This is a genomic window from Dyadobacter sp. SRI_021, assembly GCF_057586235.1.
Genome location: NZ_JBYCZM010000006.1, coordinates 82,514 through 94,672 on the forward strand (window position 1 = coordinate 82,514; position 12,159 = coordinate 94,672).

Annotated in this window: 11 protein-coding genes; all 11 read right to left on the reverse strand. The window is 51.0% G+C overall.

The genetic code is table 11. The features are described from left to right. Positions 1-9 precede the first annotated feature (9 nt). Entirely contained in the window at positions 10-345 is a 336-nt protein-coding gene (locus AC2YIT_RS19365) for a YciI family protein (protein WP_430849751.1), read from the reverse strand. A gap of 196 nt (positions 346-541) precedes the next feature. After that, positions 542-2,203 (reverse strand): PKD domain-containing protein, encoded by a 1,662-nt coding sequence (locus AC2YIT_RS19370; protein WP_487280235.1) that lies wholly within the window; start codon positions 2,201-2,203, stop codon positions 542-544. 33 nt (positions 2,204-2,236) lie between these two features. Beyond that, positions 2,237-3,118 carry a hypothetical protein gene (locus AC2YIT_RS19375; RefSeq protein ID WP_430849747.1) on the reverse strand — a complete coding sequence of 294 codons (882 nt, stop codon included), beginning with the start codon at positions 3,116-3,118 and terminating at the stop codon, positions 2,237-2,239. A gap of 67 nt (positions 3,119-3,185) precedes the next feature. Beyond that, positions 3,186-3,794, reverse strand: a complete 609-nt coding sequence (locus tag AC2YIT_RS19380) for an RNA polymerase sigma factor (protein WP_487280236.1) — start codon at positions 3,792-3,794, stop codon at positions 3,186-3,188. 240 nt (positions 3,795-4,034) lie between these two features. After that, complete coding sequence (locus AC2YIT_RS19385) at positions 4,035-5,504, reverse strand: hypothetical protein (RefSeq protein ID WP_487280237.1); 1,470 nt, start codon at positions 5,502-5,504, stop codon at positions 4,035-4,037. Positions 5,505-5,531: 27 nt separating this feature from the next. Beyond that, the gene (locus tag AC2YIT_RS19390) at positions 5,532-6,800 is read right to left on the reverse strand and encodes a caspase family protein (protein WP_487280238.1); all 1,269 of its coding nucleotides are present in this window, start codon (positions 6,798-6,800) and stop codon (positions 5,532-5,534) included. A gap of 29 nt (positions 6,801-6,829) precedes the next feature. Further along, positions 6,830-7,603 (reverse strand): hypothetical protein, encoded by a 774-nt coding sequence (locus tag AC2YIT_RS19395; protein WP_487280239.1) that lies wholly within the window; start codon positions 7,601-7,603, stop codon positions 6,830-6,832. Positions 7,604-7,705: 102 nt separating this feature from the next. Next, the gene (locus AC2YIT_RS19400; RefSeq protein WP_487280240.1) at positions 7,706-9,181 is read right to left on the reverse strand and encodes a C1 family peptidase; all 1,476 of its coding nucleotides are present in this window, start codon (positions 9,179-9,181) and stop codon (positions 7,706-7,708) included. Between the two features lie 27 nt (positions 9,182-9,208). Beyond that, positions 9,209-9,814 (reverse strand): hypothetical protein, encoded by a 606-nt coding sequence (locus AC2YIT_RS19405; protein WP_487280241.1) that lies wholly within the window; start codon positions 9,812-9,814, stop codon positions 9,209-9,211. 18 nt (positions 9,815-9,832) lie between these two features. Beyond that, positions 9,833-10,888 (reverse strand): caspase family protein, encoded by a 1,056-nt coding sequence (locus AC2YIT_RS19410; RefSeq protein ID WP_487280242.1) that lies wholly within the window; start codon positions 10,886-10,888, stop codon positions 9,833-9,835. A 279-nt stretch (positions 10,889-11,167) separates the two neighbouring features. Continuing rightward, the gene (locus tag AC2YIT_RS19415) at positions 11,168-12,043 is read right to left on the reverse strand and encodes a GNAT family N-acetyltransferase (RefSeq protein ID WP_487280243.1); all 876 of its coding nucleotides are present in this window, start codon (positions 12,041-12,043) and stop codon (positions 11,168-11,170) included. Positions 12,044-12,159 lie beyond the last annotated feature (116 nt).

Consider the following 12,159-nt stretch of genomic DNA (forward strand, 5'->3'; position numbering starts at 1 on the left):
TGAGGAATGCTATTTGCGCTGTAAGATCTCCCTCACCTCAATATTGCCCCCGATTTTGAATATCGGATTGGCCTTCGCAAGTTCCACGGCCTCGTCGATCGTCTCGGTTCTGACGATCACATAGCCGCTCACAAACTCCTTGATTTCGGTAAACGGGCCGTCGGTAACCACATTATCGGCGTATACCGTTTTGGCGCTTTCATTGGATAGCGTGTTACCCTTGTCGGCCAGTTTGTTCTGCGCGGCAATGCCGGCCAGCCAGTTCATGCGTTCCTGTATCTGCTCGGGCGTGGGGCGGAAATCGGCCTGAATGTCGAGCCGGAAGATTAATGCGAATTCTTTCATGATGGATATTGGTTTGATTTCCCCTGTGACGACCGGGCCGTCGTAACGGGGACATGCGATCTGAAATAAACCGGATTGTAACAAAAACACAAGCCGGTCGTCTATGCATTGTCAAGTGTAAGCAACGGCTTCACATCCAAAAACAAAAGAGCAGGCGTTTTGTCTGCTCTTTTTTAGTATTTCCAAAAGTTGGGATTCACAGCTTGTAGCGGGTGATGAAGGTGTTCCGTTCTTTGTTGTCGCCAGTTACAGTTATCTTATTGAAAGTGGATTCATCATAAAACCAACCAGCGACATAAACATATCCAGAGTTGGTGACGCAGATTTTATTCACCCTGTCTTCCGTCCTACCGCCGTCCCTGACCAGGAATTGGCTGGCGCGAGTAAGTCCTCCGGGCTCGACTTCGGCGAGAATGATATCTGTACCGCCACCACCTGCTACGGAAGTAGCGTCTGTCATTGGAAACCGACCTGTTAGGCCGGAGAACGAGCCAGCGATTACAATGTTGCCTTTTGGAGTTCGGGCGATTCCACCATGGTAGTCTCTTCCTCCGTCTGCAAAGCCGTTACGCGCTATTTGGGCTTTGCCGCCAACACTCCATTTAGCAAGATAAACATTTTCGTCCCCGGAACTTATCAGATTTTCGAATTCGCGTATGTTGCCGCTGTGCATCCCGGTTACAAAAATATTTTCATATGTCTTGTCCAATTCAATATCATAAGCGAAGTCGACATTGCTTGAACCCGCACGACTTGCCCATAAAAAGTTTTTAGCAATCAGACCCCATTTTGCAACAAAAACATCGACACTGTCAACGCTCGACAGTTCTTTATTTGTATCGCCAAATTTAATCGTTTGCAGGAACGCCCCAGCAATGTAAGCGTTTCCATCATAATCGACTGTAATGGTTTCCGGGGCCTGTATATTAGGCCCATGAATCATATAAGGGTCTTCAAATTCACCATCACGGGCACCCAGAATGATCAAGAAGCCATCCCGTCCATTGGGAGCCTTTTGCGTTTTCCCGTTGAAGTCGATATTACCGTTTAAGTTATCGCCTTCTACGGTACCAGTCATGTATATTTTCGGACCTTCGCCAGCCTGAAAAAAAGCGAGTGACCGTCCCTGGTCGTTCAAAGGCCCTCCGAATGTTTTGAACCAATCTGTCTGTCCTGTTACACCGTTTAGCTTCGCTACAAATCCGTCGAAGCCACTACCTTTTGGAGCTATACCTGCACGTGCAAGTCGTCCACTAATGAACCCAGTTACATATACATTATTGCTGCTATCTAACGCTATCGCATTGGCATGGTCTTCACCGTCGCTTCCGTCAGTGTACAACCATTGGCATTGACCAGAGCTGTTATATTTTGCAACAAAGAAATCGTCAGAGCCGGATATCGAATTGAGCGTCTTTCCGTTTCCGAAGTCGATTCTACCTCTGCCGGTACCGGAAACGTAAATGTTCCCCTTTGAGTCAGATAAGATGTCAGTTGGGAAATTGTACCCCCCGGTCAAACTGAACGTTTCGATTGGCGCCGCTTCGTCTATTTTTACTGTTTGAGTAAACCCGCTGCTGCCTCCCTCCACACCTTTCACAATCAATTTTACCTGGTAACTTTTTGCGGATGTAAATTCGTGTGTCACAGGGTTGCCGCTTTGCAAATCACTGCCGTCGCCAAAATCCCAATAAACGTTCTCCGCTTTTTCCGACTCGCTCGTAAATTCAATAGTACACGGCGCCTTACAACCACTCGCAGGTGTGAACGTGAACCGGGAAACCGGTCTTTGAGGCGTTTCAATATGGCATGCGATAGCAATCGACGTCAGCAGAATATAGTAAAAAAATCTCTTCATAGGTGAAACATCCGTAGGGAAGGAGCTATAAAGTTACTGCATTTTTGCGAGCAATTCTGCCGCTTGTTTGTTATTAGGGTTCTCGGCGTCTGCCGCGACTTTTTTCAGTTGCTCCACACAGTTTTTAAGGTCGTTCTGTTGCAGGTAGGCCAGTGCAATGTACCACTCGGCGGTACCTTTTACTTGCGGGAACCGGCTGGTTTCCAATAGTTCCAGCTCTTGCAAGGCCAGCGCAGCATTGTTCGCGCCCAGGAAGCGGACGCCTTGGTGCACGTGGGCGGTGTCGGACTGCCACTGCCTGAATGCCGACGGGCTTAGGCCCAGTTTTTCCTTCGAGAAAGGGCTTTCGAGCGTCGGTTTTTCATTGAAATATTCGGCAAAAAAGTCACGTTTGGCTGTATTGGCCGGAGTTGGTTGTGGCTTTTTCGATTTCGGAGTAGTAGTTTTTACGGATTCCGGCTTTGCCGCAGGCGGTGCCGGCCGTAGGGTGTCGGGAGCAGCCGGTTTTTCAGCGACAGGCGTGTCGGAGGCGATCGGAGTACTTTCAGGTTGGGAATTGAAATACCAGAGCAGCCCGGCAACTACGAAAATGCTCGCGACCGCTGCAACGTACGGCCAGCGCCTTGCAAAACGGCTTTCCGGTAATAGTGGTACGATTTTGCCCTTCTTCTGATCGTCCTGTTCTGCTTGATTGGCAAGCATGCCTTCGCGCTGCAGCTCGGCGTGAATGTCGCGGAAAAGGTTTCTGTATTCGTTGGCTTTCAGTCCATTGCGAATGCGGCGCTGCATGGCTACTTCGTGGGCCAGGGCCCCGTCTGCCTGCATTCTTTTTTCAAAGTCCGCGCGCGCCTCGGGCGTGCCTTCGCCGTTGAGGTACTGGTGGATTTCATGAAAAGCTTCTTCCGACAATTCCATGTGTGTTAAATTGAGATTCGCTGCTAAATTTTACAGGTTGATACGTGCGCTCTGTCGATTCTTATCACTACAAATGAAATTTTTCTCTCAGGTATTTCGCACAGCGGAACCGCTTCTGGGTGGCCGATGCTTCCGTTATGCCCAGTTCGCAGGCAATATCCCGCAGCGAACGGTCCTCGACATAGAACCAGCGCAGCACCTTTCGGCAGTCTTCGGCAAGCAGGTGAAAAGCGCGGTCGAGTTTCGTGAAAATCCAGCTGCGTTCGTCTTCGTCATAATCCGGCGAGGCGGTGTCTGCGAGATCGTGTTCGAATGCATTCCGGTCATCGTCCTGTCGTGCCATGCTCTCGAGCGTTACCTCGCCGCGGCGGGAAGCCAGGCTAAGGCTCTTTTTCCATTGATTGATGTAAATGCTCTGAAAGTAGGTCGTAATGCGCGTTCCTTCCTGATACACAAAACTGCGGTCCCGGATTTTACTCACAAAGATAGCCAGGCATTCCTGCAAAAGATCTTCTGCTACTACCTGGTCGCTGCCCCGTTTCAATGCATAGGGAATGCATTGACGGTAGGTTTGAAGGTACAGGCACGAGAATGCTTCGCGTTTTTCAAGAAGGAGTTCTTCGTAAAATAACAGGTCAGAATCACGGTATCGTTTGCAGGAATCTCGGGGTGCCATTCATCTTGATATTTCCACAAGAAAACAAAAAAGAGCCGGTTCGGGAAATCCGGCCTGAAACAAATTAAAAAAAGTTGCCATACGGTGATAAGGTTTCCGATCCTGCGGAGATAAATAGTTGACCCAGAAAACAAGGGCCGGTCCATCACTCGGGGATAGCGATCGGCCGGATTTTTCAGGGTTGTGGGTTATTACAATGGGAGAGCGCCGGACGAATTCGACGGGCGCTCTTTTTCAGTTTTAAAGTTTCTTCCTGCGCGGCTGTGTGGTGATGGGAATTGTACGCTGGACGATTTTTTCCCTTTCCGTACTTCCTGCAGTGAGCGCGGCCACACTGTTAAGATCGTCGAGGACGAATGTGAAGCCGTTTTGCGAGTGCGTTTTTTCAATGGGCTTGAACTTCCCTTCGGTTGCATATGCGAAAAGGATTTCGAACCCGAACGGTGCCGCGCATTCGAATTGTTCCGGCATATAAACCCATTTGCCGACTGCGTCGCCCGTAATCATGAAATCGCTGTTCCGAAGTTGAACGATGTTTTTGGCGGCATCCTGGTAAATCATCCTTACCGTGCACGGCTTGTTGGCCCGCACTTTTAGTGTCATTATATCGCCCTCCCGGTACGATTGCGGCCCGTATCCTTTGTCGGTACTCACTTCGAGGAACAATTCATCGTCTTTGGCAGCGGACTGATCGTCATTACCGGCGGCCGCGATCGCCTGTACTTGCGTAGCGTCCTGCAACAGATGCCCGGCAGGCTCTATTTTTGCATTTGGAATGTTGGTCAGTAATATTTCGGAAGAAAGCACAAAGCCTGAGGCATGGTCGAGCGCGTCAAAAAGCTGCACCCCGATTTTCAAAAAGTTGCCTGATTTATCGTACCGGCCTTTCAGTTTGATGAGCGATCCGGGAGCCGTTTGGTCTGTTAGGTTAGTCTGGATATGGGTGCTCATTCGCCCCAGCGAGGCTTTCAGGGTGCCGGTGAGTTGTTTGGAAAAATCGTTCGACACGCCCAGCCCTTCAAAGGTGATTTCTTCAATAAATAGCTGCCAGAGCCCTTTTTCGGGTAAAGAGCGGATGATTTGCCCGGCCAGTTTGTCGACAACCTCCGGCAGGGTAACCAGTTCGAGCGGGTTGCGCTGGTCGGTAAGGGAAATTGGGGTTTTACTTTTTGCTTTCAGATCGGTATCTATGAAACCGATCTTGGCTTCTGTTACCTGGTTGCCATTCATTTTAAGAAACACACCAGCCCGGCAGGGTACATTTTCCAGTTGCAGGCGCTTCCGTTCTTGGTAGTGGCCGAAAAGCGATTTTTTACCATAAAACAGCACGAGGTAACCTTCCGGAACCGACTTGAATTCGGCTTCCCCCCATTCAAAATGCAAGGAAAGCCCGCCTTTTTGGTAACCGATGAAAGCGATTCGTTTGTATTCTTCAAAATCAATCGTTTGGGTGCCCTTATGGCCGGGGATCAGATCGTTTTCAAAGCGCGCGTCGCGTCGCAGGCTCGCATACATGCGATCGCTGGCTTCGTCCCGTTCCTCACGGTCGACTATATAGGGATTGGTAAGCTGGCCGAACGCTGATTCGAAGTCTTTCAGCACCTGTTTGACGCGCTCCGCCGATTTGGTCTGGTAATAGGGGCTCAATGCCTGCCCGAAGGAGCAATGCAATGGAAAAATAGCGATCAGGACAAGCAGCAGCCGTTTCATGGCGGTTTTATAATGGGGCCAGCAATGCTAGTGGGCGTGATGGAGGATCACTTCGCGGGTAAGCAGGCTGTTTTCCATGGGTATTTGCTGCCTGTTGGTCAACTCCATCACACGAATGCGCACCGTCCGGAAAATGTCTTCCAGACGTAGCCCCGGCACGTCGAGCGCTTTCAGAAGTTCGGAGGTGTACGGGCTGTTTTTACCTTCACCATCGAGTGCGGTGTAGCCGGGTTTGGTCGAAAACGTGATGAGCGTTCCCGGGGGGGCGCTCATACCCGCGAGGCCCTTGCCACCCGAGCTGCGCGTCCAGCTGCGGCTCAACGGATTATCGCGGCAGGCGTCGAGGATCATGATGTTCGTCCGCTGTGAGTTTTCGTCGGCCGATGCCATCTGGTCGAGAATGTCGTCTGCCGAAACAGCCAGCACCTTCAACTCGGTTTCGGTTTGCGGGCTGATGTCGACGGGCAGCAGGTAATTTTTACCCGCGATCTGCATTCCGTGGCCTGCATAGTAGAACAGGGCAACTTCCAGGTCCTGGTTCTGCACGCTGCTGCCGAACTGCGCCACGGCTGCCCGTAGCTCGCCCTGGCTGGCGTCGATCCGTTCGATCACGTCGAACCCCAGGCCGGTCAGCTTCTGTGTGATCGCCCGGGCATCGTTTTCAGGATTTTGCAGCCGGGAACCGGCCTGGTAACCCGAGTTGCCCACCACCAGCGCGATGCGTTTTTTCGCCTTTTCATACACGATCGACCAGGTTTCGGAATAGCCGGTGCCGGAGCTGTTATCTGCCAGCAATCTTACGGTGTTCTTCCCTTCATTCAATACGATCTGCGGGGTGACCAGCGTACCGCCCACGCAACCTTCCTCGCGCGCCGCCGCTACTTTGAACGACCGCGTCACTACCGGATTGGCCGTGCCATTCACTTCCACGCGAATATTTTCTGCCGCATTCAGCACACATCCATTCAGCCTTACGTCCGGCTTGTCACTATGCGCCGGGTTTGCCAGCCATTTTATTTCCGGCTTGCCTCCCGGATCGAGCGCATTGAAAACATCCCTGCTGCCATTTTGGTAAACGATCTCGGTAATATCGGCTATGGGCAATGAATTGAGGCTTTTGCTGCTGGCGGACCGGTATTTCACTACATCGGGATACACTTCCCGGATTTCCACCACCTTTTTCTCCCGGGATTTCAGATAGATCGTGTCCGTCGGGGCGCTGCCTTCCATAGCCAGTGCCGGCTTGGAAATGAATGCCGTACAGGCCAGTATGAGGAATGTGAAAAGATGCTTCATAACATTGTAAAGGGTATCACGGACGAAGCCTAAAAAGAAAGTGCGACGCTAACACCTGCTGCCTTATGCGTTGGCTTGTAAAATGGCTGAAAAGATAATTCTGTCTTTCTTCTAAGGATCTCTGTGCGTGTATTTTTTGCCAGATTCAGGTTTTTAAGGCCTATTAATTCAAATACAATACCTCCTGCGAGTGCCGCGGCTCCCGCGTAAATGCCCGGCGAGGCGAATGCGCGGAAGCCCTCTTTTTTTTGCAAGTCGCCTACGGGCGGTGCGGAACCGTAGTTCGTTTGGTACCACGAAACGTAGGCGTCGTTCGTCTGTTGTATGTCGCTTTTATACGAACTGTAATCAATGCCCAATTTGATAAACGTAGCTGCACCCGCAACTACGGCGGCTGTGCCGACGGCCAGGTAGATGTTACGGCGTTTTTTATATTTCAATGCATTAGCTTCCAAAAGTTGCAGCTCCGCAGCCGGCTCGTTCTTTGCATGCTCCCGGGCTAGTTTCAGCGGCTCTTCCTTTTGTCCGGCGCCGGCATTTTCATATTCTATTTTCGAAACGTCCGAATGGAAAATAAAATAATCGGGGCCATTCGGGTTATTGAATCGCTTATAACGAACATATTTTGAATCGGTACCCAGCACTTTCGCATGGATTTCCTTCCCGTCTTTCCGGATGATTTTATCCTGGGCCTGGGCCGCTATTGAAAAGACGATTCCCAATGCCAATATCAATGCGGACACGACAATCCCTTTCCAAAAAGAAACGATTTTGCCGGGCCGGTTAGAGAAATACTTGTTCAAAACGCTGATGACTGGGGTTATAATCGGATTTAAAAATAAGTAATTGAAATCAAATCGGGTTTAAATATTATCCAATAAACATCAGCCGACGGATAGGAGGGATTATTGATGCACGATTTTCACCAGAATAGGCACCACACTTCCCTTTCGCCGGCCTTTTACCTCGTAGGCCACTTTTTCCGGTTCGTAAGCGATTTCGGCTGGTGTGATAAACGCTTCGCCTAATGCCGCATAGGCTTTCTGAATAATTGTCCCCGGCGCATTTTTAACCTTTGCCGCGAGCTCTTCCAGATTCAATTCGTTTTGGGAAATAAATACCATGAAATAATCCTCGCCGGTAACTTCGTCGAGCGTGAATGACGCATGCAGCGAGGGCATTATCACAGTGCTATTGGCAGGTACGACGGCGCTGGTTATCAGTTCGTCGGAATTGTACGGAAAAATGGCCGATACGCGGTTTTCCTCGTCCGAGCCGAGGATGTAGACGTACGATTGTTTGGTATTGTTGATCACCATTTTGAAGCGCGTTCCGGATGGATAAGGCTTGCTCATGGTGTAGGTAAGCATTTCGGTTTTGCCGGCAGGTATTTCGGGCGTTACCTGTGCGCCCTTGCTTCGCGTCGATTGTACGGCCATGGTTTCATTTCCGAGCATAAAATCGACATTCCCTTTGAGCGTTATGGCCTGAGGAAGTGGCTTCGCCGTCGGCTCAGTGTAAATTTGATAGGCATTTTTGGCAAAACGGGCGAGATCGGCGTAGCGGGCCCAGGTGTAGCCGTTGCTCCCCCAGCTTTTTCCCCAACTGTTGGCGATCAGGAACGAGCCCTCATTAATGTGGTCATCGTAGCCTACCACGGCCATCGAATGGCCTCCTACGGCATTATCGGGTGTTTCACCGGCGGCGGCCCGCCAGTTCCCGGTGGCTTCGTCGATAAATGACGGAGGTATGAGCATTCCGATGAGTACCGCATTCCGGCCTTCCACCAACGCCGATTTAATGGCGTTAATACGCTGTTCGACTGTGCTTTCTCCGTCCTTCGGGCTGAATAGCGTGGCATAGTCGGCGATTTTGTAGTTGGCTGCTTTTTCGTCGCATTGCTCGTATTTGCTCCCGCAGGTACCCGGGGCGCAGCTCAGAAATGCCGAGCCCTTCGTTTTCATCACTTCCAGGGCGTCTTCGAGGAAAACGCCTTCGGCGCACGCGGTGTCCTGGCCCGGTTTGAGCTGCCCGTAGAGCCATCCGGGGGAGAATGCGATGGCGGCAATTTTGGCCGGTTGGCTGCCGATACCCATTTTGCCGGCTTCCATCGCCGTGCGCATATAATATGCCGCCGACCAGCCCACGCATGTGCCGTCCATGCCCTGGTCACCGATTTCGGGTAGGAGCTCCCGGATGTGAAACGATTCCGGCAGAGCGCCTTTCAGCAAAATATCGGGCGATTTGCGGGGAAGCCGCAGGTATCTGGAATCGTCCATTTTCAAACCCATGCCGCGCCGTTGCGCCTGCGATTCCGGGGACCGAAGGACAGTGAAGCATACAAATGCGGACAAGGTGGCTATTTTGATTATAAACCTCATTCGGGTTGTGGTAATGGTATTGGTGGCCTAAAAGCCCGGGATCGGGACGGTGTCTTTAACCGTGATATCGCCGAAGAATATTTTCAGGTCTTCCTTGCCCGTCTGCGCATATACGGCCATACTCTGCGCCGTAACGCGGATATCCTTGCGGTCGCGGCTGCCGTAAACGAGGTTGCCCAGCTTGTCCATTCCTTTGAACTGCTGGTAGTACGTGGCGAGGGCGCGGTAATCGCCGCTGGCCGCCTTCTCAAATTTGGAAACGACCGCTGCGTCGTAGGATGTTATTTCCACCTTGTCGAACTTCACATGCATCAGGTTTTTGAAATAGATTGGCACCGGTACCGACGATACAATACCATTCCTGCGCGACACCTGCACATGCGGCGCACGCCTTTTGCCGTTCACCAGGTGATCTTTTTCAAACAGGCCAACGGCCAGCTCCACCGCTTGTTCGCGTTGTTCGATGGAGTTATTCTTATCGGCAATGAGGGCAATATATAGTTGCAGGTCGTTCACGCGCTGTTCCGTCAACTGCCGAAACTCCGCCAGCCTTTTTTTGTCCATTTCGGTCTGAGCAAACAGCTGCCCGATGCCGAGAATGAGAAAGCAGGATGAGATAAGATGTTTAAGCATATATTTTAAGCTAATGACTTACCGTTTTTTACGGATTTCCTGTAATGTTACCACGTCGTAGGTGCACCCATTCCCGAGCGACGAAAGCCGCTCTACGAAATTGAATTCATCGATGAGCGGAGCGGTGTTGACGATCCTTTTCAAAAACAGGTCGATAGGCTGCGTATCCACCGGCTTCTCAGGGTCGTCCAGGTAAATGCTCACCTGCGCCGACGGCCCGAAAAAGCCTTTTTGGCCAAGTATACTAAGCTTGCTGCGGTCGTTGAAACTGAGTTTCTCGTCCGCCAGCACATTCAGGAATTTGTTGATCTCCGTAAAACTGGCTTGTGGGCAGGGCAGCTTCGTCGCAGGCAAAGTGCTTATCCACTGCGAGTGGTGCTTCAACGAATCGGGTAGGCTTTTCAGGCTTGCCTGCAAGCGGTTTTCGGCATCGGTAAGGAGCGTTTCCCACGACACATGCGCGTTATGCCCCTCCGCGTAGGCGAGCGCCTGCATCCAGGTATTGCTGTAAAAACTGCCATCGTGCGGGTGTGCCGTAGCTTGTTCGCCTTTCATGGCGCTGCTGATGAGCAGGTCGCCGTTGGCATCCAGGAACAGCGCGCGGGCGATTTTGGTATCCTCGGTCACCCTGATTCCCCTTACCACGGGTTTTGCCGTCCGCGGGCGCGTACCTGCGAGGAGTTTGTTGCAGCAGTCGCCTAATGTGAGGCAAAAGCGCGGCTTCTTTTCTTTCAGCAGCCGGTGAACGGTTTCCAGTTCGAGGTTTTCATCCTTGAGATAAAGAATAGGAAATTTACTCTTTTCGGCATTGATTCCATGGCCGGTATAATAGAAGAAAATGATGTCTTCCGGTTTGCATTGTATTTTGGAAATAGCCTCCTGAATGCCGCCTTTTCCAAATTTATCCTGATGACAAATCAGCTCCTGGTAATTGTATTCGATTTTTTTTGAAATGTTCCGTAGTGTACCCGACATTTCTACAAGGTCTTTTTCGCAACTCGCGCCTAATGAAGGATCTTTGGTATCAGCGACCAGTACTGCGTAAAATGATTGAGCCCGACATAATTGGCTCATAAATACGGTAATAGTCAGTAACCATCTGCAACAAATACGGATTGTGGGAAAAGAAATCATTGCGCCGGATTTTGGGACAGATCTTTCACGGAGGACTTAAACTTCATCGGGAATATTGCTTCAAACTAATTTGAAGTCGACAAATAAACATGGATTTGCTTAAAGTAAGCGAAACCCGGCAACTATTTTTTAGCAGCTGTGTGAATCTAAATGGAATATTATCGAACGGTTTGGGTTGATTGGAAACAATGAATGTAGCTTATTGAACAAACCTGTTTTCTAGCCTTTTTCCGGACCCGAACTGGCCCAGATCAGTTCCGGCCTATCTTTTATTTTTCTGCCCCTGTACATTCTGATAAACCTCCGCTGTTCTTCCAAACCACTGGCTTTTGCCCAGCGTAATGCCGCTTTGTTGGGAACGGGAATGTCTATAAAAATTGGCAGCCCACGAAAATGATGCAGCATAGCATCACAGATCTGCCGGCCGGCTTCGGGCGTGGACGCGACTGCCGGACCGAGCTGGACCGCGTTGCGCCCCTTGCGGGAGCCCGCATAGGCGAGGTCGTCTTCGAACATGGAATAGTAAAATATATTGGATTGGAGCAGCGAACGCAGGAATGCCTCCCGATGAGTGCCTGTTATCCGGAAATCGAGGTCGAGAATAGGAGGAGCCGACGTCTCCGGCGTCCATGGCATGGCCTCATCGCCCAGTCGCTCGTGCATTTTGGAAATGCCTTTCATGCGTACCACTTCATATTCTTCCTGAAAACCCAGTTTTTCATACAATCCCTTGCCGAAAAACGTGGCATCCAGTCGCAGTGTTTCAACATTCAGGCCATCCAAATGTGCTATCGCGCGTTCCATGAGCTGTCGACCAATGCCTCGGTTTCGCATGGAGGCATCTACCAGCACCATCGCAATCCAGGCAACTGATCCGCTAAGCTGGCCGGCAGTCCGGTCGTCCAAAATGCAGGTGGTAACGGTTCCGGCTGCGGTTCTACCGGCTTGTTCGGCGAGGAAACAGCCTTCCGGGTGTAGCATGAGCGCGCGGTGCCAGTCGGCTTCGAGCTGGTTCCAGCCCGCCTGCTGCACCAGCTGCATGCCGAATGGAACGTCGGTAAGGAGCATTTGTCGGATGGTAATCGGATTTTCCAATGGTTTAAAGTTTACGTATATAGGTATGCGGTGGTTTCGCTGCATCGAACGGATGGAACGGGTATACTTTCCGTTACCCGTTGATCTTCAATATCGTAATGCGCTTTTTGGTGATA